General features: G+C 58.5%; 19 protein-coding genes and 2 pseudogenes. 8 read left to right on the top strand and 13 right to left on the bottom strand.

Translation table 11 applies throughout. The annotated features are described in order from the left end of the window. Positions 1 to 169: 169 nt before the first annotated feature. Positions 170 to 577, top strand: a complete 408-nt coding sequence (locus ACLGL5_RS13180; protein ID WP_069091246.1) for a hypothetical protein — start codon at positions 170 to 172, stop codon at positions 575 to 577. A 145-nt stretch (positions 578 to 722) separates the two neighbouring features. Here the strand turns inward: ACLGL5_RS13180 and glmS are convergent, their stop codons facing one another. Continuing rightward, on the bottom strand, positions 723 to 2,546 hold the full coding sequence (glmS, locus tag ACLGL5_RS13175) for a glutamine--fructose-6-phosphate transaminase (isomerizing) (protein WP_069091245.1): 1,824 nt from the start codon (positions 2,544 to 2,546) through the stop codon (positions 723 to 725). Positions 2,547 to 2,997: 451 nt separating this feature from the next. Then, positions 2,998 to 3,642 (bottom strand): acyl-homoserine-lactone synthase, encoded by a 645-nt coding sequence (locus ACLGL5_RS13170; protein WP_069091244.1) that lies wholly within the window; start codon positions 3,640 to 3,642, stop codon positions 2,998 to 3,000. 681 nt (positions 3,643 to 4,323) lie between these two features. Between ACLGL5_RS13170 and ACLGL5_RS13165 the strand changes: the two genes are divergently transcribed. From ACLGL5_RS13165 to ACLGL5_RS13135, 7 genes and pseudogenes are all read left to right on the top strand, one after another. After that, positions 4,324 to 5,076 (top strand): carbonic anhydrase, encoded by a 753-nt coding sequence (locus ACLGL5_RS13165; RefSeq protein ID WP_069091243.1) that lies wholly within the window; start codon positions 4,324 to 4,326, stop codon positions 5,074 to 5,076. 399 nt (positions 5,077 to 5,475) lie between these two features. Continuing rightward, the gene (locus ACLGL5_RS13160; RefSeq protein WP_069091242.1) at positions 5,476 to 6,165 is read left to right on the top strand and encodes a B3/B4 domain-containing protein; all 690 of its coding nucleotides are present in this window, start codon (positions 5,476 to 5,478) and stop codon (positions 6,163 to 6,165) included. Positions 6,166 to 6,249: 84 nt separating this feature from the next. Continuing rightward, positions 6,250 to 6,888, top strand: coding sequence for a LysE family translocator (locus ACLGL5_RS13155; RefSeq protein WP_010914002.1), 639 nt, complete (start codon positions 6,250 to 6,252; stop codon positions 6,886 to 6,888). 18 nt (positions 6,889 to 6,906) lie between these two features. Continuing rightward, positions 6,907 to 7,794 carry a dihydrodipicolinate synthase family protein gene (locus ACLGL5_RS13150; protein ID WP_069093303.1) on the top strand — a complete coding sequence of 296 codons (888 nt, stop codon included), beginning with the start codon at positions 6,907 to 6,909 and terminating at the stop codon, positions 7,792 to 7,794. Positions 7,795 to 7,906: 112 nt separating this feature from the next. Continuing rightward, positions 7,907 to 8,034: pseudogene (locus tag ACLGL5_RS13145) on the top strand (IS630 family transposase); the annotation flags it as partial. Positions 8,035 to 8,048: 14 nt separating this feature from the next. Further along, positions 8,049 to 8,660: pseudogene (locus ACLGL5_RS13140) on the top strand (ISKra4 family transposase); the annotation flags it as partial. Between the two features lie 983 nt (positions 8,661 to 9,643). After that, a complete protein-coding gene (locus ACLGL5_RS13135) occupies positions 9,644 to 12,163 on the top strand; it encodes an ATP-binding protein (RefSeq protein WP_069093302.1) in 2,520 nt (839 codons plus the stop codon). Positions 12,164 to 12,285: 122 nt separating this feature from the next. On the opposite strand, the gene virB11 is transcribed toward ACLGL5_RS13135, so the two are convergent. Genes virB11 through ACLGL5_RS13080 form a run of 11 tightly spaced genes read right to left on the bottom strand, consistent with a single transcriptional unit; the run spans position 12,286 to position 21,709 of the window. Continuing rightward, positions 12,286 to 13,326: a P-type DNA transfer ATPase VirB11 gene (gene virB11 / locus ACLGL5_RS13130; RefSeq protein WP_069091240.1), complete on the bottom strand. Its 1,041-nt coding sequence runs from the start codon at positions 13,324 to 13,326 to the stop codon at positions 12,286 to 12,288. Then, positions 13,310 to 14,449, bottom strand: a complete 1,140-nt coding sequence (gene virB10 / locus ACLGL5_RS13125; RefSeq protein ID WP_069091239.1) for a type IV secretion system protein VirB10 — start codon at positions 14,447 to 14,449, stop codon at positions 13,310 to 13,312. The genes virB11 and virB10 overlap by 17 nt, the downstream gene beginning before the upstream one ends. Next, positions 14,446 to 15,327, bottom strand: coding sequence for a TrbG/VirB9 family P-type conjugative transfer protein (locus ACLGL5_RS13120; protein WP_494372919.1), 882 nt, complete (start codon positions 15,325 to 15,327; stop codon positions 14,446 to 14,448). Before ACLGL5_RS13120 ends, virB10 begins: the two co-directional genes overlap by 4 nt. After that, positions 15,324 to 16,037, bottom strand: coding sequence for a type IV secretion system protein VirB8 (locus ACLGL5_RS13115; RefSeq protein ID WP_006329145.1), 714 nt, complete (start codon positions 16,035 to 16,037; stop codon positions 15,324 to 15,326). Before ACLGL5_RS13115 ends, ACLGL5_RS13120 begins: the two co-directional genes overlap by 4 nt. Next, positions 16,034 to 16,192 (bottom strand): type IV secretion system lipoprotein VirB7, encoded by a 159-nt coding sequence (locus ACLGL5_RS13110; protein WP_081609673.1) that lies wholly within the window; start codon positions 16,190 to 16,192, stop codon positions 16,034 to 16,036. The genes ACLGL5_RS13115 and ACLGL5_RS13110 overlap by 4 nt, the downstream gene beginning before the upstream one ends. A 26-nt stretch (positions 16,193 to 16,218) precedes the next feature. Then, positions 16,219 to 17,106 (bottom strand): type IV secretion system protein, encoded by an 888-nt coding sequence (locus ACLGL5_RS13105; protein WP_027056320.1) that lies wholly within the window; start codon positions 17,104 to 17,106, stop codon positions 16,219 to 16,221. Between the two features lie 57 nt (positions 17,107 to 17,163). Next, positions 17,164 to 17,838 carry a TrbJ/VirB5 family protein gene (locus tag ACLGL5_RS13100; protein ID WP_006329143.1) on the bottom strand — a complete coding sequence of 225 codons (675 nt, stop codon included), beginning with the start codon at positions 17,836 to 17,838 and terminating at the stop codon, positions 17,164 to 17,166. A gap of 13 nt (positions 17,839 to 17,851) precedes the next feature. Then, a complete protein-coding gene (gene virB4, locus ACLGL5_RS13095; protein WP_069091237.1) occupies positions 17,852 to 20,221 on the bottom strand; it encodes a type IV secretion/conjugal transfer ATPase VirB4 in 2,370 nt (789 codons plus the stop codon). Further along, entirely contained in the window at positions 20,221 to 20,547 is a 327-nt protein-coding gene (locus ACLGL5_RS13090) for a type IV secretion system protein VirB3 (RefSeq protein ID WP_006329140.1), read from the bottom strand. Before ACLGL5_RS13090 ends, virB4 begins: the two co-directional genes overlap by 1 nt. After that, complete coding sequence (gene virB2, locus ACLGL5_RS13085; RefSeq protein WP_032925931.1) at positions 20,547 to 20,912, bottom strand: pilin major subunit VirB2; 366 nt, start codon at positions 20,910 to 20,912, stop codon at positions 20,547 to 20,549. The genes ACLGL5_RS13090 and virB2 overlap by 1 nt, the downstream gene beginning before the upstream one ends. A gap of 14 nt (positions 20,913 to 20,926) precedes the next feature. Continuing rightward, entirely contained in the window at positions 20,927 to 21,709 is a 783-nt protein-coding gene (locus ACLGL5_RS13080; protein ID WP_006329137.1) for a type IV secretion system lytic transglycosylase VirB1, read from the bottom strand. Positions 21,710 to 22,908: the final 1,199 nt, after the last annotated feature.

The raw sequence follows: 22,908 nt of genomic DNA, 5'->3' as shown, positions 1-22,908 counted from the left end.
GCGTTGCGGCAGGTTTGCTGGCGGTCCCGGCGCTTGCGCTGACGCGTGCGGCGCAGTCCGGCGACACGGTGGAGGCCGCCGGCAGATGGGTGGGCGCGTGATCGCCGAAGCAATCGCCGAACTCGCCCAGTATCCCAGCTTCGATAACGACTGAATCGGCGGCGACTCAATGCAACCTTGGCTTCCGGAGACCGCGCTGACCGCCGCCGGCCTGACCGCGCTCGCCGCGCAGGATGCTTCGGACAAGCAAATCACCTGCGTCAAGGCGCCCTTCAAGTCGCTGATCGACCATGTCTTTATCTCGCCCAATCTCGTGCCGTGCGACCACGATTTCATGATCCTCGCGCTCGACCGAACCATCGAGCGGTTCCTGGAAGTGTCGATCATCGCCCGGTCCTCTTGCGACTGGCCGGGCCTATCGGTGAGCGTTAGATCCAGAACGAGGTTACACGGGAAGTGGACAGCGAAGGGTTTTATCCGCATGCGGCAGGAGGATCGCTTTGTGGTTAGCGCTATTGCTGCGTATTCGATGCTTTTCTCGACCGGGTTTGCCCGTAGGCACAGCCAAGCAGCGTGAGGGGAGGCCAAAGGGATAACCAATCGTCGCTAAACGGCATGCTCCAGCAAATAACGGCAAGGCGGTAGCGGCGCGCTTGAGCCCCGGTTGAAGTGCTTGGAGTTTTTCCGAATGGGCGAGCGTTGCGACTAATGAAGGCGTCACATCATTCGACGGTGACTGATTTTGCCAGGTTGCGTGGCTGGTCGAGATCTGTGCCCATGAAGAGCGCCGTGTGGTACGCAAGAAGCTGTATCGGCAGCGAGAAGATCATCGGCGCGATAATCTCGTCGGTGGCCGGCAGCACGATCGTGTGCATCGTATCGAGTTTCGATGCGGCTGCCCCTTTTCCATCGGTGATGAGGATAATGCGCCCTCCGCGGGCGGCCACTTCCTGCATGTTGGAGAGGGTCTTGTCGAAAAAGCGATCATGTGGCGCGATGACGATCACTGGCATGTTCTCGTCTATCAATGCGATAGGACCGTGCTTCAATTCACCCGCCGCATAGCCTTCGGCGTGGATGTAGGAAATCTCCTTGAGCTTCAGCGCACCCTCCATCGCCAGTGGGAAATTTGTGCCACGGCCGAGATAAAGGACATGATGACACTTTGACAGTTCGCGCGACAGAAGCTCAATCTCCGGCTGGATGCTGTCCAGTACCTGCCTCATGAGGCCCGGCATTTCGGCGAGGCTCTCGACGAGCGCCTGCACCTCATCTTCGGTCACGGTTCCGCGGGCCTTGGCTGCGTGGATGGCGAGTGCGGCAAGAGCGGCTAGCTGGCAGGTGAAGGCCTTGGTGGAGGCGACGCCGATCTCTGGGCCGGCAAGGATCGGGAAGACCACATCGGCCTCCCGAGCGATGGTCGATTCGCGCGCATTGACGACAGCGCCAATTTTCAGCCCAAGCTGCTTGCAGTACCTCAGCGATGCCAGCGTATCGGCGGTTTCGCCCGACTGTGAAATGAACAGAGCCGCAGACTGCGGCGACAACGGAATCTCGCGATAGCGGAATTCGGATGCAACATCTATTTCGACCGGCAGGCGCGCATAGCGCTCGAACCAGTATTTTCCGATCAGCCCGGCGAGATATGCGGTGCCGCAGGCAGAGATCGCCAAGCTCGGGATCTTGGCGAAGTCGATGCCAAAAACCGCATCGGCACCATTTTCGATGAAATTGATATAATGACCGAGCGCATCGGCGATGACCTCGGGCTGCTCGAGGATTTCCTTCTCCATGAAGTGGCGATGGCTGCCCTTGTTGGCCAGAGTGGCCACGGCCACGGAGGTCTGGCGCGGACGCGCGACGGGGTGGCCGTCGTAATCAAAGATATCAGCGCCCGTCCTGCCGACAACGGCCCAGTCACCGTCGATGAGATAGGTGATTTCATTCGTGAATGGAGCAAGCGCGATCGCGTCGGAGCCCAGGAACATCTCGCCGTCGCCGTGACCGATCGCCAGCGGTGGTCCATTGCGCGCCGCAATGATGGTCGACGGATCATCCTCAAAGAGGATGGCAAGCGCGTAGGCACCCCTGACGCTTTTCAGCATGGCATGCACCGCCTCACCACGCCTCATGCCCTCCCGGCGGTGCCTTGCCAAGAGATGCGCAAGGACCTCAGTGTCGGTGTCGGTCTGGAACTCGGCTCCCGTCGCCGCCAATTCGTCCTTCAGTTCGGCGAAATTCTCGATGATGCCGTTATGGACGACGGCCACACCATCCGTGAAGTGCGGGTGTGCATTGCGTTCCGTCGGTGGCCCATGGGTTGCCCAGCGGGTGTGGGCGATGCCGATGGTACCACCCAGCGGCTCTTCCTTGAGTCTCCTCTCGAGATTGACGAGCTTGCCCTCCGCGCGCCGGCGGTGCAAGGTGCCCTCGGTGATCGTCGCAATGCCGGCCGAATCATAGCCGCGGTATTCCAGACGCTTCAATGCGTCGACCAGGCGTTCCGACACCGGCTGTTGCCCAACGATGCCAACAATTCCGCACATGTTCTTCTCCGAATTCTTCCCGGCAGCCTTAGCCGACGCAGACGAGGGACGCCGCCCGGCATGCGCTCAGTTAGAGTCTTCTAATGGAATCCAGTAGGTTCGGTAAAATTGATTGTTGGGATAGCCATCATCCACGCCATGGATGAACTGAACCCAGTCCAATGCGGGTGATGTGAACCGGGGCGTACGCTTCCGCCTTCAACGGGTGCGCATATCATGGCCGGCGCCCTCACCTGCGTTAATAGCATGCAAGCCGGCCGCAGGAGACGGGGAATACTTGGGCCGAGTGCGAATGGGTAGCCCCGCACTCTTTGATCTCGCCGTTCAATTGTGCGGACGCTGCTTCATGCATCATTCCTCGGTTTGCTTCTCCAGGCCGGACGCAATGACTCCTTTCGGCGACGAGAAGCAAACCCTCTTCCGATCCCTGGGGCCACGCACCACGTCTTGGCTATCCGCATGGGCCGTGCGGCATGCCGAGAATCGGTTGCCACAGTACCGGCCCATTCAGACGTCCCCTCCAGCGGATGCGCAACAGGCTGGCGTGAGAGATCTCGAGAAACCCGGCCACCGCCTCCGTTTTGCCGACGGGCTGCGGCTTTCCGATGCGCGACAATGGCCACGTTGCGAGGCGAAGGATCCGTTCCATACGCGTATCGGTCACCGTCACGATCCGGGTGAGATTGTTGGCCAAGCCGAATTCGATCATGCCGGCGAAGAGCTCGTAGGTTGCTTGGGCAAGGCCGCCTGCCGCCTTGGGCGTTGATGGGGGCAAATCGAGCGCGAAACGGCTGCTTTCCCATATGTCAGGACTCGCGGGCGCCACAGCCTCACCCAGCAGCGCCGGGAATGTGTCGCGCAACATGGTCGGCCCAGTGGTTGGCAAGAGGCGCACGCAGCCACGAATTCGCCAATCGGATCCCTTGAGCAGCAGATAGACAGGCTTCAAGTCGTCAAAGGTGTCTGTTTCCATTTCGCCTCCGGTCTGAACTTCCCAATCGAGCCTCTCCTTGAAAACCCGATATCTGAGCCCGTGCATCTCTTTGAGCTCGCCTGCGAATTCGCTGTAGAGGCCAGGTGTGATCAGCTGAATCATTCGTCGCCTCCGTGCGGGTTGTGTTCCCGCCATCGAAGGGCAAAGCGCACAGCGATGCAGCCTGTGGACGTTTACAGCTATCCTCGCGGAAGGATCCGGATCTCGCCTGACCGGAGGCAGCCAGCCTGGCAACCGCATGGATCGTCCGAACGCGAGCTTTGCTTGGCATTTTCCAGATGGAAGGTCCCCTTGGCCTTTGAGACCTGCTTTCCAAGGCGTATTCGCGAATTTTATCCATGCCTTTTATGGTCTTGGAGAGCGTGGCGGGCAGGCTACACAGTGGGTGGCCGAGAGGTCGGGAATCAGTTGGAATGGAGGAATTCGTCTCGCCAAAGAGGGATCCTTTGCAATGCACTGCCTGCCCGACACTCCCGCTTCAACGTTACGCGCCACATACCGCCGAGTAACAGCCGGACCGGCGACGCCGGCTGTGCTGGTTGTTGGCCTGATCAGCGGCAGCACGGTGAATCTGAGCCACGTCGCCAGCCATTTCCACGGACCGGCGAGCGTAGCCTCCAACGATCGCCGGCGGCGACGCTTCTTCCAGTTTACCAGTTCGACGAGGACTGGCTGGCGTGTACGCTGGTGGCGCGGCTCAACCTACGCCCGTCCTTGCGGCTGTGCCTTGACTGCACCAATTGGAAGCAAGGACATAAGGTTCGCATCAAGGAGCGAGGCAATATGCATCGTCGTAACCTGATTAGAGCATTCATCGCGCTGGGCGTGTGCCCGATCTGCGCCCAGACCGCGCGTGCGGCCAGCGCCCATTGGGGATATGGCGGCTCGGTCGGGCCGGAGCATTGGGCCGATCTGGACACGAGAAATTTCGCCTGTTCGGCGGGCAGGCAGCAGTCACCCATCGACATCGCCGGCACGGTAAAGGCGGATATACCGCGCATCGACATCAGTTGGCTCAAGGGCGGCGGCAGGATGGTGAACAACGGCCACACCATTCAAATCAACATGCCGGAAGGCAGCACCTTGACCCGCGGGGATCGCGTCTACCAACTGGCACAGTTGCATTTCCACGCGCCGAGCGAGCATCACGTGGCGGGCATGAGCTTCCCGATGGAAGCGCATTTTGTCCATAAAGACACAAAGAGCGATACTCTGGGTGTGCTGAGCGCCCTTCTTACGCCTGGCGCGACAAATAACAGCTTTGCCGGTCTCGCCAAGGTCTTTCCGGCCCGGCCCGGCGAGGAGATGGCAGTTGACGAGTTCGATCCCAACGGGCTTTTGCCGGCCTCGCTCGGCTACTGGACCTATGAGGGATCATTAACGACTCCGCCCTGCACCGAAAACGTGGAGTGGATGGTTGCAATGGAACCGGTCGAGGTCGACACCGCAGACATCAAGCGGTTTACGACGCTTTACGCATCTAACGCGCGGTCGATCCGTCCCTCCAATCGGCGCTTCATCCTAGGCCTCAGCTAAGGTCATCGCGCGCGTCAAGCAAAACCGCGGTAACAATCGGGGGGTTTCGAACAGTACGACGCCACCCTGGTGGCGCTGGCATCGACCATAATGCCCTAGGGTTCACGACAGCATGACCGGATCATGGGGAACTTGTGGGCCGCTTGCTTGCGGAGAACTGGGTGGCGTCACCGACACCCGTACACTCCGGCCTGGATCTGCTCCATCAGGGATTGATAAATTCGACGCGTCGCTCCCGTGCTGCGAGAACCCTCCTTATACTGGACCAATTAAAATCTCCAAAAGTGGCAGTTTAGTTTGGACCAGTGAACTGCAATATTGGCTTGCAGTCAGGGAAGCGATCGTGACTGGTCGCGCCGGTCATGGATTGCTTGCGCTCGAACTGATGGAGTTGCCTGGATGTTTGAGGGTCCCATCATCGACGGTCGAATTAAGAATATTGCATCGGGATTTAGAGCCGTAAGCGTCTACGTCGATGCCACTTCAGCTGGAGAAGGACGTTTCGATCCCCGATTGCTTGGTGAAGCCTGCGATTGCGCGTTGGCGGATGGCCCGGCTTGGGCAGAAGCTCATCTGGCGAGTTGGTCCGACGCCTACGTCGTCTTTGGCGCGAAGCCTAACCGTACGCCGTGCTCAGCCCAGGCCCTCAGAAAGCGGGTTCTGAAAGACGGCACTCTTTCGACGATCAACCCGATCGTCGATCTCTACAACGCCATCAGCCTGAAATACGCAGTCCCGGTGGGTGGAGAGAATTTTGACGCCTATGTCGGAAGACCCCACCTGACGATCGCTGACGGGAGTGAGACGTTCGACACCATGATGAATGGAGAGGCGGTCAACGATCCTCCCTTGCCCGGTGAGGTCATCTGGCGCGACGACATCGGCGTCACCTGCCGACGCTGGAACTGGCGACAGGGCACTCGAACCCGCATGAAGACCCTAACAGGCCGGATGTGGTTCGTACTGGAGGCGTTGGAGACCATGCCGGACGATGCATTGGCAGAGGCGACGGATGCCATGGTCGGAGGGCTGAATGCCTTGATGCCTGGCTGCAAAATCGCGAGCCAAGAAATTGCCATCGCCGGATGAGGTTTCCGGTCGAGCGAGTGGATCCATGGCCGCCCGGGGCATCCGGCGCGATCGATCCGATCGAGATTATCAAGGGCTGAGAGAATGAATGTCGATCTCCATCAGTTGCTCATCGTCTTTGCTGCATATGTCATTGCCGCGGGGAGCCCCGGCCCGAGCAACATGCGCATTATGGGGGTTGCGATGGCGCGCGGCAGAGGTGCTGCGCTCATGCTTGCCTCCGGCGTCGTCAGCGGCTCGATCTTTTGGGGTTTTATGGCCTCCACCGGCATCTCCGCCCTGTTGGCCAGGTACGCCCAGGCACTGCTCGTTCTGCAGGTTTTCGGGGGGCTTTACCTGCTATTCCTCGCCTTCAGGGCGGGACGGTCGGCGCTTACGTCGAACGAGAAGCTGGCGGTGCGCGCATCGACCGACCAAGTCGCTCTTTCGCGGGGTGAGCTCTATAGGAAGGGCCTCTTGATGCATTTGGCGAACCCAAAATCCGTGCTGGCATGGATCGCGCTCGTCACGCTGGGGATCGGTCCGAATTCATCGTGGCAAAGCATCGCGGCGATATTGGGTGGCTGCGCCATCCTAAGTGTCACGATATTCTGCGGCTACGCCATTGTCTTCTCCACACCGCCTATGGTGGCTCTATATCGCCGCTGCCGCCGCTGGATCGAAAGTCTGTTGGCGATGTTCTTCGCGTTCGCCGGGCTGCGTATGCTGCTTTCCCGTATGTAGTTTCGAAAGGAATGGATGATGACTTTGTTTCGCGGCCTGTCGGCGTTCCCCCTTACGCCAACCGATGCGGAAGGGCATGTCGACACCGAGGGTCTGGCTCGTTTTCTCGAGCGTATTCAACGCGCCGGAGCGGACTCCATCGGCCTTCTGGGGAGCACGGGCGGTTATGCTTACCTCACCAGGGAAGAACGCAAGCGTGCCGTTCAGGCTGCCGTGGAATGCATCGGCGGCAAAACGCCTCTTGTCGTGGGTGTGGGTGCATTGCGTACCGATGAAGCTCAGGCTCTGGCGCGCGATGCCAAATCCGCTGGCGCTGACGGCCTGCTCCTGGCACCGATGTCCTACGTTCCCCTGAACGAGGACGAAGTCTTCCAGCACTTCGTCGCCGTGGCCGAGGCGGGGGAATTGCCTTTGTGCATATATAACAATCCAAGCACCACGCGCTTCACATTCAGCGACGCATTGATCGCCCGGCTGTCAGAGGTGTCCAACATCGTCGCGGTGAAAATGCCTCTGGCGGCGAATGACGATTACGCGGGGGAACTGGCACGTTTGCGGTCGATGACGCCTGACACGTTCACAATCGGATACAGCGGCGATTGGGGCGCGGCGGATGCCCTGCTTGCCGGATGTGACACCTGGTACAGCGTTGCGGCAGGTCTGCTGCCGGTCCCAGCGCTTGCGCTGACGCGTGCAGCGCAGTCCGGCGACGCGGTGGAGTCCACTCGGTTGAACCGCGCTTTCGGGCCGCTCTGGACCTTGTTCAAACACTACGGCAGCTTCCGCGTTATGTTCGTCATCGCCGACTACCTCGGTCTGGCGCACGTCCAGCCACCGCGCCCTATTTTGCCGTTGCCGGAGGACGCCGGAGATGACATTAGGCAGGCATTGGAGAAGCTCGAATAGCCGAGCACAGGGCATGCCCAGTGCCACTGCTAGTTAGGCACCCGGCGCGCGGGCGTTCCGCGCACCGTTCGAGATGGAAGTTGGGCGGCGCAGAATTGGATCGGGTTGGTCGCGCTTTGGCTTTGCGGTCTCTTCGGTGGTGAAATGGTCGCAACGTTATCGTGCTCCGGTAGCGCCGGGAAGATGGGCGGCCATCGCAAACGCGTTCTGCAGCCGCATCGAACTTTCATCCGCGACCAAACGACCGGAAGTAGAATTTCGAGCTGATCGTAGGCCGCTCGCTGCCTGAAGAGGGTGCTCCGCGCTACATCGGTTTCGTCTATGGCTATGATCGCGAGCCGTAACGGCGCATTCTCGACCATCTCAAGAAGCAGCCCGTCCAAGCCAATCAGGATATCACCTTCATCACCGACGGTGGGGAAGAATCGCCGACTGGTTCCATATCACCGTGCGCATCAGGGTCCTTCGGCAGTTCGTGCAAGGGCTCGAAAACCAGGACGAGCAGACCGGACAGGACCTGCTCGAAACTCTGCGCAGGATCAAATGGCATCTCTGGCATGTTGACGTCTATCGGGCCCGTCACGAAATCGCCGACCTGCAATTCGACGCGGAAGGTCTCGAAACAGGCTAGCCGAACATGCGCAAGTTCCTGACCGCCATCGGCGAGCTCACCAGGCCTACATCGCCTCCAACAGTGCCAGCCTGATTAATTACGGCGAGCGTTAGCGGTCCGGAGATCGCATCTCTTCGGCCCTCGTCAAGGCCACCGTCAACGCCGTTCCAAGCGGGTCGCCAACAAATGGCAGATGCAGTGGAGCAGGATCGGCGCACATCTTCTGCTGCAAACCCGCACGCAGATCCTCGATGACCGTCCCGACGCGCTTGGCGTGCAGCCCCTCACCTCGCCCGCGCCCCGCGGTGGTTCTTGCCAAGAGACGCTCGCTCGCATCTAACGAAAACCGCCGCTGCATTTAGCTGCATCCATTGTTCGGATGCGTGCGATCCAAACAATCAATTTGTTCAATCAGCTTCTTGAAAGCTAACCCTTGTTTGGTGGAACATGGGCTCTGGTCGTCGACGCTGGCTTAATGCAGGGGCTGCACGCAGGAGATACAATGCACAGAGATCGCAACCGGGTAGCGGCATAATGGCTGGCCGACCGGTGTCATCCCCAGGCTGCCGCAGCGTGCGGCTTGTCTGTCCCTCCATGATCTCTCGGAAGACAGTTCCGAATACTGCGACCGGTTGCCCGCCTTGTGTGTCGCCTCGATCTCATAACCGATGGTGAGCTGCTCAATGGGCTATCCTTCGCCGGATAAGAGATGAAGTGCGAACGCTCTCGGGGATCATGCCGATCGTACGTACGTCCTGCTTACTCTGGTCAGGCATAGGGCGCAATTTGTTGGCCCAGCTATGAAACTCATGCCGGAAGTTAGCTCTGCCGCGTGCGTGATGGCTTGAGCGGACTGACGCAACGAAGGCTCACGAGTATTCGGTTCCTGCCGTCATTATGACGAGACTCAACGGTACCTTCAACATCGGCGTGGTTCGACTCGCCGCGCGAAAACAGGCAAATCTCGATTGAATCCGTCACGCGGTGTCAGCCTGGCATTGGTGCCTTCCCTTCTCAACAACTATCAAATCAGCATTCACGATAGCCCAGTTATCGTTCTCACGTGCCGTAACGCCGTGCCTTCAGTTTCCACGTTCGCGTCGAGCTCGCGAGTGGCCAGAGTTCGGAACAGAACGGTCGAAGTCTAATCGCCGCGAAATTCAACGGAGGGTCAGCGGGGCCAAGGGGGCAAAGTGCGACGGTGTCTAAGCCGTCTTTATGAGGGGAGAGGTACACATGGCTTTCCTGTTCCAGCAGCATCCGGCCGCATACCGAACCGATGCGGAGCTAGAATTCAGGTCAGACTTTCGCAACCCATGCGCTGCGGGTCGAACGCCGTTCCCTTGGGAAACATGGCTCAGTGGCGACAAAGCATTTGTCCTCGCCTTAGCCGCCTCGATTGCGCTCTTGGTCGGGACGCAGAGGCAGGCCCCCAAGATCAACGACGCGGTCATAAGCGAGCTGCGAACGATTCAGATCAACGATGCATTGCTCCAGCGCGACGTCGCCCGTGCTCGGACCGACATGGAAGTGGACCACTCGGTTGCTTCTACCGGACAGGCATTGCAAAGGAATCTTGAAGACTTGCAGCGCGATTTCGAGATTTCGCCCGATGAGGCCTCCGGGCAATCCAGATTGCTCGCGCAGCTCGTAAACTCGATCGAAAACACGCAGGCTGCCATCTCAGCCTTGGTCAAGCATAATCAGCGTATGCAAAGCTCTCTCGCAGATCTTGCTCGTTCAATTGACCGCCTTGAGGGCGGCAAGCTTGAACTCTCCGAACTGATCGTGTTTTCAGTCGAACCGGGGCTTACCCTCGCCTCACAGATGGAGCTTCTCGAAAGATTTACTCCGGGCCAGGCCCGAGCTGTCGCGGATGTCGTGGCCAGGTTCCGCCCTGTCCTGTCTTCTTTATGGAGGTTGGAGCAAGCTGCCGATCAGATCGCATCCCTCGACACGTTCTCCAAGGCTGCCGAACTGGAGCGAGAGCATCTGAAAGGCTACAGTTTGGCCGGCGCACAGGCGCAGCGTACGTGGCTTTTCTTTGGCTCTGTGTCCATATGCCTTTGCTTGGCAGCGATCATTAGGGCGTTCAGGCAGCATCTGCGGACCAACCGGTTAGAAAAAAGGTTGGAGCTTGAAGAGGAATTGAGCGCGATCGAAGCTCGCTTCAACGATAGTATAGCAAAGAATGCCTCGGCGCGCTGTTCCACCGAAGCAGCCCTTAGACTCATTCAACGCGTTTTCGATGCGGACCAATGCGCGCTTACTCTGGTGGATCCGAGTCTCATCAGGCATACCGAGTACTTTGTGGCGAACACCTGCATGCGCGTCTGGAACGTCGCGCTTATTGATGAACTCGTTTCACTTGTCCGCGCCGGACGGCCATTGTTTCGCGTCATCCCGGCGGCGGAAATGGTTCGGACCGCCAGAGGCTCTTCCGGTGTTTGTCAAATTGTTGGTTGCAGCGCCTCCGGTCAGCAGGTTGCCGTTTGCATCCTCGTCTTTGAAGGAGATCGCTCACTCCCTTCAGCCGACGACCTCCGGGTTCTTGCCAGTGCTATTGCGCGTCTAAGCAACCATCTTGAAATGCAGCGTATAAATGCGGAACGCGACCTTCTGGTGAATCGATGGGAGCATGTGGAAAGGCTGAGGACTGTCGGCACAATCGCAAGCGGCGCTACACATGAATTCAATAATATTTTAGGATCAATAATTGGATTTTCAGAGATCGCACTAGGTCTTGTGCGTCGGCCCTCGAGAATTCAAAACTCCATCAACCAAATCCTCTTAGCTGGACACCGAGCCAAGCTGATCGTTGACCAGATTTTGGCACTCAGCCAAAAACGCAAGCGCGTGGCAGTGCCTTTCAATATCTCCGAAATTGTAATGGACCTTGCGCCACTGCTGCGCATTACAGTTCGTGCAGATGTTCAGTTGCATTTCAAAATCAACGAGTGGCAAACGGTTGTCGAGGGCAGCCCAACCGAGATACAGCAGATCCTTATGAATCTGTGCAAGAACGCATCGGAGGCTGTCTTGAACGACGGCCGTGTCGAGGTTGGCGTTTCACGGACCCGCATCTGCGAAACAAAGCGGTTGGCTCAGGGCACCTTGAGACCTGGAGATTACGTTGTGCTCTCCATCAGCGACGATGGCCCAGGAATCGCAGGTTCGGTACTTCCGCATGTCTTTGAGCCTTTTTTTACCACACGCTCTCGCGTCGGCGGGACCGGGCTGGGTCTTGCTGCAGTGGACAGGCAGGTGTGCGCGCTCGCAGGATGCCTAGACGTCAGCTCGGTTGTTGGCCGAGGTACGCGCTTTGATATTTACTTGCCAGCCTCCGAGGAGGAGCCAGTCAGCGCTGACGTCACTTTCGGCCCATACAACGGATCACCGGCCAACGGCGGAATCATTGCAGTCGTGGAGCCCGATCCAGCAGAGTTGGAGATTCACAAGGACAATATCGCCGCGCTGGGTTATGAGCCGATCGGCTTCGCGACCTTCGAAAGTCTTTGCGGCTGGATCGAGAGCGGGAAGGCAGCTGACCTGCTGATTTTGGCGAAGACGCCTTTCCTCGAGCGAGGACGGGCCGAGTCCGTATGCCCCACCATCATGGCGGTGCCTTTCATGGTCATCGGTGACATCGACCCCATGCCGGTCACATCTGACAATCAGGCCTTCGTCCTTCGGCTAGCGAGACCGGTCTCGTCCAGGACAATAGAGCATGCGATTCGTATAATGATGATGGCGTGATGCCGCCGACGCGCTCATTCTATGCAAGTAATGTGAGAAGGCCTGGCAAAAGACATCGAAGCAGAACAAAACGACGCGTCGCGTCACAATGGACTTATCGATGCAGAGACGTTGTTCTAGCCTTAGTGCTTGTTAAGGAGGTCGGTTACTGTCTCTCCCCGTCGCCGGGCATCGGCGGCAAGCCATACCTCTCCCACCTCGTACAGGTCACCTTGGGTGTGGAACGGCACAATGACGTCAACGGCAGCCGACAGCATGTCAAGAAGCGTTCGATCTTCCACAGCGGCTCCTTGCGGGCTGCTCTTGACGAGGGAAAAGAGCTTTTTGAAGCCCTGGACCGGATCAGCCCCATGGATCGTTGATATTGATCCCGCATGGCCGGAGACGACTTCGCTAAGGTAGGCCCATGCAGCATCATCGCGCATCTCGCCGAGCAATATTCGATCAGGGCGCATGCGCAAGCTCGCTTGCAGCAGTTGCTCGGCTGTCACCGCACCTACGCCGGCTCGGTCCTTTGGATAGAGTAACCGGACATGGTTCTCGTGCGGGATTACAAGCTCCAGCGTGTCCTCGATACTTATCAGTCTCTCTTGCGGGGGTATAGCGTTGATCAAAGTCTTGCTCATTGTCGTTTTGCCGCTTCCAGTAGGTCCGCAAAGCAGCATCGTGAGCCGTCCCGAAACACACGCTTGCAAAAACTTCTCCAAGTCACCATCGTCGTATTGCTGAAGAATAGTTTCGTCCTGCCGCTCTTGGCGCTGTTTTCGTGACCGCCATTGATTCCAACGTGAGTATTCGTAGCGAGAAGAAACTTCCTTCAGTTCGGTCACACGACTTGAAGGACGCCGTATCGTCAGGCTTACTGTTCCTGAGGGAACGGCGGGCGGCAAACAGATCTGCAGCCGCTCTCCGTTCGGCAGCTCAGTCGCACAGAGGGGGCTTTGCGGTCCGACATCTTGCTTGCGCAGCGCTCCAGCGAGAATCGCGATGTCCTCCAGATCGTTATAACCTAGCGGTAGCGGATGTTTCGTGAAGACGCCGGCTTGTCGCACAAACGCTTCCCCAGGCCGGTTGATAGCGACCTCTTCGGTCCTCGGCTCCTCAAGCCATTTCAGAACGGGGTCGAGAAGCAAACGCAATTGAGGGTCAGCCTCCGATCGCATTGTTGTCTCTCCGGCGTTGGCGATGTTGGGGGGCTGGCGCCACGACAGTTGCCGTGAGACCGTATACATCCGAGAAATCGAGGTCGCGAGCCACAAAGATGGATACAGCATCTCCCTGGTTTTTCTTCAGGGTTGGCGGAATGTTGACCGTCGCTCTCAGTGTCGTCTCGACGGCTTGTCCGCCATTGCTCTGGAAGCTGTTGATGCCGCTTCCTCCGCCAGAGCTCGCCGCGTATTGACCGGCCGCCTGGAACGCGCCTTGAAGGACGCTCATCAGCATTGCTCCGCCAAAGCGTTCCCGGAAGTGATTATCCACCGTGCCAGGCACTCCGGAGCGGCCGAGCTCGTCAGCGCCCGGCGATGCTATCGAAACGAGGGCATGGTCAGGTGTTTCGATGCGCGTCCACAGCACGAAGACACGCGCATCCCCCTGTTCGAGACCGTGCTGGATCTCGCCAATCACGGTCGTCCCACGATCCAAGAGCACGACATTGTTGGTGGCTCCGCGGACGTCTTTAGGTAAGACGCACTTCACATAGCCGGGTAAATTTGTGTCGACCGCCGTTTGCAAAAGGCAAGGAATGATCGTTCCCTGAGTAATCACGAGATCAGGGTGCGGCAAAAGTGTGGCCCGGCTCGGCTCCTGTATATCTGGCTTCAATCGGCCTGACAGATCGCCACCGTTCGAGATCTCATCCGCGGTCGCGGGAGCATCCTTGTGGTCGTCTTCGCTCCGCTTAGCCACGTCGGGCTTTTGACTGCCGCTGCTGTAGGCGAAAATTGGTGATTCCTCGGGCGGCGGTTCAGCTGCCGCGGGTTGCGGCGTGGATGGCGCAGGATCTGCCGCCTGCGCCGCCTTCGCAGGTGCTGGAGGTTCGGGAGCAAGCTCAATAGGCACGGGGCGGAACGGCTCGGCGTTCGGGGAAATTGGCGGGTTTGGCTGAGAGGGTTCGTCTTGTGTGCTGGGACGACTTCCGAGCCAGATGAGCGACAGAGATGAGATGAGAACAAGACCGGCGACGGCCAATTTCTGTGGTCCCGAAACATGCCGGCGGGCCGGCTCCGAGACCAACGATGCGGATGCATTTACATCGTGTCCCGACTGTGGGCCGGTTTCATTCATCGGCCCGAGCCTTTCAAAACGCGCCACACGTCGGGTCTCACTGTACCGGTGCCCGGCGCTCGTCCAACAGGATCATATGCCCTGTTGAAAATCGACAATACCGTATTGCCATCTCTCAGACGCCATTCCCGGGCGACTGCGGCTACTTCAACAAAGTCGCCTTTGACTGTGAAGTTGGCAGCGGCTTCCTTGCCGTCGGGATTGATAATGTAGAGGGAGGGTATACGGGAATTGCTTGCGAAGCCAAATACGGTGGTAAAGCCATTGTCGAAAACCTGCAGCGGCGCCAGCGATCGATCGCCCTTTGCGACGTAGTGAAAATTGCTTTCGTCGGAACTGGCAGTTGTACCGGGCCAATTCAACAAATCCTGAACCCTCTGTTCCTGCTGCACCTTTGCCCGGGCCTGACCAAGAATCGAGCGCTTTTCTGCTGCCTGTCTCAAAGCAGCGGCCTCATCACCGGGATAGGTGAACTGCACACTGTAGTATAAGTCAGGTTGCTGCTCATCTAATTTTGGCATCGCTCTCGTTGAAATGCTGAAGACATATCTGCGGGTGCCGGACTCACTGTCGGCCAGAACGACGACCGGCTGCGGCGGCAGGATCCGGCTGGCCTTGAAGAACAGGTAGTTGGCGCGTGGGAGCGCAGCCAGGTCTTTGCTATTGGAAACGGCCACGGCTGCAACGGTCTCGTTGGCCGCGAATGTGACGACCAGCGTTGCCCCCACCGCGGTCGACAGGCGCACCACTTCGTCGGGACGGTAAGCCAAGTAGCGCATCCGCGCATCATGCTTGCCGGCAAGCGGGGTGTCTTCCGCGGAAGCCTCCAGCGTTAAGAGTAGTGAACAGGCCAGTGCGAGAAACGCTCTTTTTGTCATGGCTGCACGTCACCCAGGTTCGACACGCTATCTTCCGAGGTTTGATAGGAAGTGACGAGTAGACCTCCCGGATTGGTGAGCCTTGATTGGGCAGGCAGATCTGTCAGGCGCTCGTAGCGGATGGTTGCTGTCCAGGTGGTCACCAACGGCATCTGCCCATCGATGGAAAGGGTGCGTTTGTATCGGATCTGTTGAACGTCCGGACTGATGTCGTTTGAGGAAATATGCCCGACTTCGAGCTTGCCGAGCTTGCCGACTGTGACTTGCGGCGAGGTGGGATTCGGATAATTGAAGAACTCTTGATATTGCTGCCGCACAGCCGGTGCGCTGAAACTGGATACGAGGTCATAGCCGTATTGGGCGGAATCGGCTGTGTAGCTCTCGCGCAGGCGTACATATTCCCACAGCGAAGCATTTATGACGGCTCGCTCTTGGGTTGCCGGCAGTCGAGAGACTGACACTTCGCTGTCAACTGTTCCATCCGGGCGTACCCAGAGGAACACAGGTACGAGCTTGGCCAACGGGACCATGGCAGCGATGGTAAATGCCTGCGCAACATTTCCTAGGACCGCCGCTGCCGCAAAGGCTATGAGGGCCTTTGACAGGCGCCGCGCAGACTTCGCTCGTGAAGTTTGAAACGCTTCCACCTTCTTATAGTGGGCGGCTAGCGTTTCTCTCTCCACCAGAAGGGCATGTTCAGGAAATTTCACTTGGGCTCTTTCGCACATTCGACTTCAAGATCTTCAGGGGAGGTTTCCCATTGTCCCACGTTCAGTTGGAATGGCGAACCCGTGCAGGTGGCAAGCTTATCGGTTGTCTTGCAGGCCGCCAAAGCCAGTATTGACAAAAGTAGATAGTATTTCATGTTGAGGTACCGCGCTTGTCGATTGATTAACCACCTGCCGTTTTGGCAATGCGGCGATTGAGGCTGCTAAGAGATTGGTTCGCACCTGCCCAAGAACCGCCGGCTATGCTGCTGGCGATCGTCGGAAGCGCGACGATCAGGGCGTCACCAGCTAGGAAAAGCATATCGAGCTCGTAAAGCCCGATGATCTTGGCTGCTGTCGTACCCTTGTATTTGATCACCGCAAGCATGACTCCCAGCGCGACTGATTCGGCCGCGATAACTATCGTTGCAACGATGTTGAGGAGGACAAGCAGCAGCCCGTATGAGAGCAGTTGGCCGATCCATCTGGTAGCCATGTCTCGAGTGTGATCAAAAAGATAGCCTACAAGAACGAGGGGGCCGATCGCCAGGAGCACCTTCGTCAGAATTCCAACGGCATCATAGATCTCGAACGCTGTCCAGAGCGAGCCGTACAAAATCCATTGCGCTCCCTGGAAGGCAAGTATGTCCTGCTGATTCATTGGCCCAATTTCGGAAGCAATCCGCTGAAAGGCACTCTGACTTGCAGCGAACATTACGTCGAGCTTCTGGGGGATACCGATGAAGGGCAAGGTGCTTCCGCTGATCTGGTGGGCAAGCTTTGGAATCGTGTCGTCGAAGACCGATTCAATGTACAGCTGATAGTTGGCCTGCCCTAAGATGAGGGCGACGACAATCGATACCGTGACTACGCGCGAGATACCTCCGCGCGCGTCGACTTGACCGCGCATGACCAGAAAGCCTTGGATTATGATCCAGAGCGTGACGCACGCAACCAGAGGCGCACTGACCGCCTCTTGGACGTTTCCAATCACTTTGTGCAGCCCCACCGTAAAGGCCCCATGAAAGATCGCGTGTATGGCCGTGAATGGCGCAGGAATTCTGAAAACCATTGCGTGAACCTTATTTGCCCCTGATCAGCGCAGATGAGCCGGATGAACTAAGCGTCGCTACTCAAACATTCTGGCGGTGTCCTGGCGTTCGCGACGCTGCATCGCGGCCTCCTCTGCGGCGTGAAGGCTCGCTTGTGCAGTGGCCATCGTCAGCAGACTCGTGGCCTGGACATTTTGGATAATCGCATCATGAATCTGCTTGAGGACCAGACCGTTGGTGACGGTGGCCTGCACAATATTTCCCGAGCGGGAAAGCTGACCAAGCGTGTTGTCGTTGGCCTTAAGGCGCTTGTCCATTACGCCCAGAGTGTCGGCCGCAAGAGCTGCGGCATTGATGGCACCAGCGATTTGTCCCTGTAACAGTTTCGCTTCTGAATCCGTGCCGTCGACTTTCCGGTTTGGGTTGTCCGCAATTGCACGCGCTTTAATCGAAGTTGGCGCCTGACCCTCAAACATCTGCCTCTCAAGCTGATTGCCCGACGGGTAGTGATTTCCTTGGTTCAGTGAACTTAGCAGCCCCGTGACACCGAATGACGACCTTAGTATCTCCACCATTTCCATCGTCGTAGCGACCGTCTGGGCTGACTTTATCAGGATCTGCGCAGTGGAAACCGCTGTTAAGCCCGCTTGTGTTACTACCGCCGGGTCGATGACGACAAATTGCGCCCGGGCCTGTCCGCTAAGCAGAAAGGAAGCGGCAAGCGTCGTTGCTGCAAGCGTGGGAAATCTCATGAATATTCCTCCGTCAGTCTTGAATTTCGTGGTAACGAGTCATGAACTTGTCGAGCCACCCGCTTGGGGCATCTCCGTGCTGGTCACGAAGCTGGTCGACAAAGCGCACGGTGTTGGCCCGCCCCGAGAGTACGGCTACATACTCGCGCATCTGGCCAAGATCGAATTCGCAAACAACACTCCCGCTCTCGCGCTTGAGCAAAAACTTGCGGCTGCCAATTGCCATTCCCTGGCGGATTGCCTCGAACTCCTGCGTGGTGCACTTCAAGCCATCGACATACGCGGCCCGGTCGGCCGTCGGTGATGGGTAGAAGATCTTGGTCATGCATTGTGCAACGAGACTGGCTCCAAGGGGCGATTCAAGCACGTGTTCAGGCTGCTGCGTTGCGAGTATCAACATGCCGTTGTTCTTGCGGACGGTGAGCAGGAACTTGTCGATAACAGCCGAGAACTGCGGGTTGAGCAGATAGAAGCGAAATTCGTCGCAGCTCATGACGAACCGACGGCCATCGACAACAGCGCCCACGCGGTGCAGAAGATATGCGGCGGCCGGCGCACAGACCTCCTCAAATTCCAGGAGCTGCGTCATGTCGAAGCCGGTAATGGAGGCATCCAGCCTGACTTCGTCCTCATCGCCGTCAAAGGCCCATCCAAGCGCATTCCCTCTACACCACCGCTGCAGCCGTGCTCCCGCGCCCTCCGAGGGGCTGTGCAGCAGGAATTCGCGCAGGCCCGCAAGTGAGCGCATGGCGGGTTCGAACGAAAGTTGACGAAGAATGCCACGTTCCAGTCGACGGCTTTCCTCCGGCGAGATCGGACCACGGCCGTCACTCTCGATGAGGGCCATCAGCCATTCGCGCAGAAAATCCAACGAGGCGGAGGTGTTGTCCAGTCCGCGCAGAGGGGCCAAGCCGCTCGGAGCGCCTCTGCGCAACGCAAGGTATGTCCCTCCCGTGGCTCGCACCAGCAGTTCACCACCCCGGTCTTTATCGAAAAAGACGATGGCACCATTGCGATCGACCACGCTTTGCTCAAGCATCGCGAGGATAAAGGTCATCAGCGTCGTCTTGCCTTTGCCGACGGGTCCGAATATCGCCGTCATGCCGACGTCATTCTCATGGGGGATGTAGTCGAAAGACGTTCCACCGTTTGTGCGAAAGCGCGCAACAGCTTTGCCCCAGTGGCCGGAGCTGGAACCGCTGGGGAAGTTCTCAAATGAGACAAGCCCGGCAAAATTGTACGAGGTGATCGCCCCGGGGCGCGTGCGCCACCTGTTGTTCCCCGGGAGTTGGGACCAGTACGCGGCCTCCATGCCGATACCCTCTTGGACGATAACGGCGCCTGTGTCGGCCAGCCTTGCGCGCGCATTTGCTGCGCGATCGGCAAGGCTATTGAGGCTGTCGCCATAGACGCACAGGCTCAGATGATGCGAACCCATGACGAACTCGTTGCTTGCCAGTGCGTCCTCTGCCTCGGCAAGTTCATTGATCTGGGTGAGAGCCTTGTCGCCGGCGCTCGTCATCTGGCTGGATTTAAGGCTAAGCTTCGCATGAGCTTGTGGCCGAGTGAGGAAGGAAAAGCTCTGGCTCAGGACAAGCGGGAAGTTGGCGGACAGTAAGGGATTTAGCATGCCTGGCCGCGTCGTCGCCGGATATTCACGGAACGAAAACAATGATCCCACGGAGCTATCCCCGGGTCTTCGAATCTCAAGCGCCCGCTTCCCGCAGATGACCCTATCAGTGTAGATCGAGGCGCCAAGCGAGCCGGTAACCATCGGAACCGGAAGAAACCGGCAAGTCATTATCAGCCGAAGCGCCTCACCAATTTCCGTGAAGAGCACGTTGCCTTTCTCGCGAATACCCAACCGGCGCAGACCGTAACCGCCGAGTGAGCCAGCAATGATCTGCCAGAGGTCCTCCAGGCTTCGCATTTGTGTGGCCAGATCGTTGTCATTCCGTCTGGGGGATTTGGCAATGCGCCAGCCGATCTTACCGATTGCGGCGCGGGGGGACACGACGATAGTGAGGAAGTGATCGTTGCGGAAGAGCTTGCCCGACAGCACATGGCGCTCATAGGCCTCGCTCAGACTGCCAGCAAATGCACTTTGAAACTGGCGCGATGCCGGCTCCGGCACATCGTTGTTTCGCACAAGATGAGCGTATAGCGTGACATTGTCATCCGCGATGTTGCGCAAGAGAGTGTTGAACGCGCGGCAGCGCGAATTGCGCATCTCTGCGTCTTCCAAATCAAAGGGCAGGCCGTTCACGTGTGCCATGGCCATGATCGATCCGTCTTCCAGCAGGACAACCTGATCGCTGAGATGACCGACATACGGAAGATAGATCTCGCCAGATCTCTCGGTCCGGCCACTGGCGCCAAACATTACACCATTCCTCTTCCGCGTTTCGGCACTCTGATCGGATTGACGCTGACGCTCGCGCCACCCCAGACCGGCCCGTCCACGCTTCTGCCGGCCGTCTGCAAATAGAGGAGCGCGACGCTTGCGGCGTTATAGTCACGCTCAACCACCAGCCGTGCCCCGAACCAGAGTGGCACGAGCACGATTTCATAAAGTGGGTTTTGAAGGACAATGATGACGAGACCAGCCAACATCATCAGCAATCCGGCCAGCGTCAGCGGCACCCCCAGAAACAGTGCGGGACGTGTCGCCGCCACATAGAGGGTGCTCACTTCCAACCGGTCGCTCATCAGCCACCGCCTATGAGCGCCTTGCCCAGGAAGCTTGCGCCGAACATGATGACGATCCCTCCAACGACACCCGCAACCAAGCCAAGTGAAGCACGACCGAACATCCAAGAGATGCCGATGGCCACGAGTCCGAGCACGGCCAGTGATTGTCCGAAGGGGCCAAGTATGAAGGTGCAGATATTCTGGACCATCTTGGCGGGATCCGTCCCTCCGGTCACCTGAGCCGAGGCTGGCCCGATGGAGAAGACCGTCCACGCGGCGCCTGCAGCAGCCGCCGGTACATATTCAGCCGTCGTGCGCAGCATGGAAAAAGGCGAAGGAACACGCGTTTTAAGCGCACGAAGTATTTTGAATGGCTTCATCATTGTATCTCCATGGTTCAATCGAATACGAGTTTGTTCGGGTTCGAGGGTTCCCGCTCTTCCGCAGCCTGGCTGCCTGTCGGACCGGAGGGATCGGCCCCGGAGCGGTTTGACTCATACGAGCCCCAGATGTCCCAAGAATTTTGTTTGGGCTGCTTTCCATTGGCCTGTTGGCTCTGTTGGAGCAGAGCCGGCACGGCTTTCCGACCGGATGCCTCAAGGTGTGGCGCATCTGGAGCGGTCGGCTCCAGCGTTCGCTCGAGATGACTCGCGATGTCCTTTGCGGCCGACTCGACCTTGCGTACATAACCGTTGGTGAAGCCACGCGTGACGTCGCCCGTGTTGTAGGCCGAGATGGCACGGCGAAGCGCCAGTTGCTGCGCCGGAGCAGTCGTGCCGCCGGCATACCGGCTTTCAAGCAAGTGGGCGGCGGCCGATAGCGAGGCGCAGGGCTCGAAAGCCTTTTCCGGCGTGAGATTGAGGAAGGAAAAGTTCTTGCTGTTTATCTGCATCAATCCGACATCGACAGAATGTTGTGCTTCGAGGCGGTTCTTGATGCCCCGCGTCGCTTCCAGGCGGTCTATCCAGCGAAGCTGCTCACCTGTGGTGTTGTCATGAGCCACCAGCGTTTCAAAGCCACTTTCAATTTTGGCAATCGCGGCGAGCGTGGACGGCGCAACCCAGGGAGCGCATTTGCGCGACAGGCCGTGGAATTCACGGGGCGAAAGTGGCGCGGGCTCGGCTGGGAATGACATGGATGTCAACAGGGCGATGGCCAGCGGCCAAGCTGCAATAAACATTCCTATCCCCTACCTTTCGAAGCGTCCGGACCGGTTCTGGCCCTGTCCGGCACGCGCTTATCGGGCAGGTTTGTTACTGCGTGATGTTCAAGTTCAGCTTTTTCGGTTTCAACTGAAGCAAAGAGCTTGTTCGTGTCCGGGTGCATGGGCACCTTGCGCATGCGCGGGTTGCGCGGGCGCGATCAGCCGGCACATCTCGACCATCGCGGTGGATCATTCCAGCGCGGGATTGCCCGTCCCGGCTGTCCGTTGCTCTTGCAGCGTCAACCGCGACTTGGCATGGGCGGTGATGGAATCTTGTGTCAGCGCCTGGCCGAAGGACAAAATGGGGAGCTTGGCGGGTTCATCTCAGGCTGCGGAAGCTTGGGTCGATCGAACGCGAGAACCGACTAGGGCGCCGAGCTGCCCAATGTTGCGACATGCTGCCGTTGTTGCAAGAGACAGCCATGCGCCCTGCATACTCAGGCATTGGTTGAAACCGCGAGTTCGTCCGCGAAGCTCGTCGGAGGCGCAAATACGCGGGACGAGGGTCAACTGGGAAGACGTGGCGGCGCAGCCGGCCTGGTGCGAGACCTGGTTCAGCTGTTCGGCCGCGCCGCGAACTGGTGGGTCACGCACAGTCCCATCGGCAGAAACCGCAGGCGGATTGACGCAGTCCGACAGCGCTCTCGACAAGTACAGTGACAGGCTCAAAAGGAAAGGTATTGCATTCAACCGAGAAATGTTAGCTCGCAAGGTAACCGCAACCGGACCTGCCGATCGCTCGGACCAGGATTGGCGCCGCCGGCCACCTCCCAATGACCTGCCTTGGGCAGGAGACATACCGTTGGCACAAGGTCACTATAGCGAATCACGGCCGTTCTTCGGCCAACCGCCTCTGCGATCAGTCAAACGCCGCGCTGCTCCACCGCGTCCGAGCCGCACGCACGAGCGGGAGGATTTCGAGGTGATCCAGGTCCGCAAGCGCCAGAAACGCGAAGAAGATGCAAGGACATGGCAAGCGACCGAGCGTCCGTGCCGTCGTAATCAAGTGGTGTTGGCAGGCCTGCACCAACGGCGGAGCTCGCGAATAAGCGAAGGACCACACGGCAGGGTCACACCGGCGCTTGCAGATGTGTGGTGGCCACCGGCTGCCTGGATGCGGTCAATTCGCTGTGGATGAAAAGACCAGGCCGAGCAACGGCCTCACATTGGCCGCA

This window comes from Mesorhizobium sp. U510 (genome assembly GCF_059180695.1).
The sequence above is the reverse complement of the archived record's forward strand: the minus strand, read 5'-3'. Positions and strand labels throughout refer to the sequence as shown.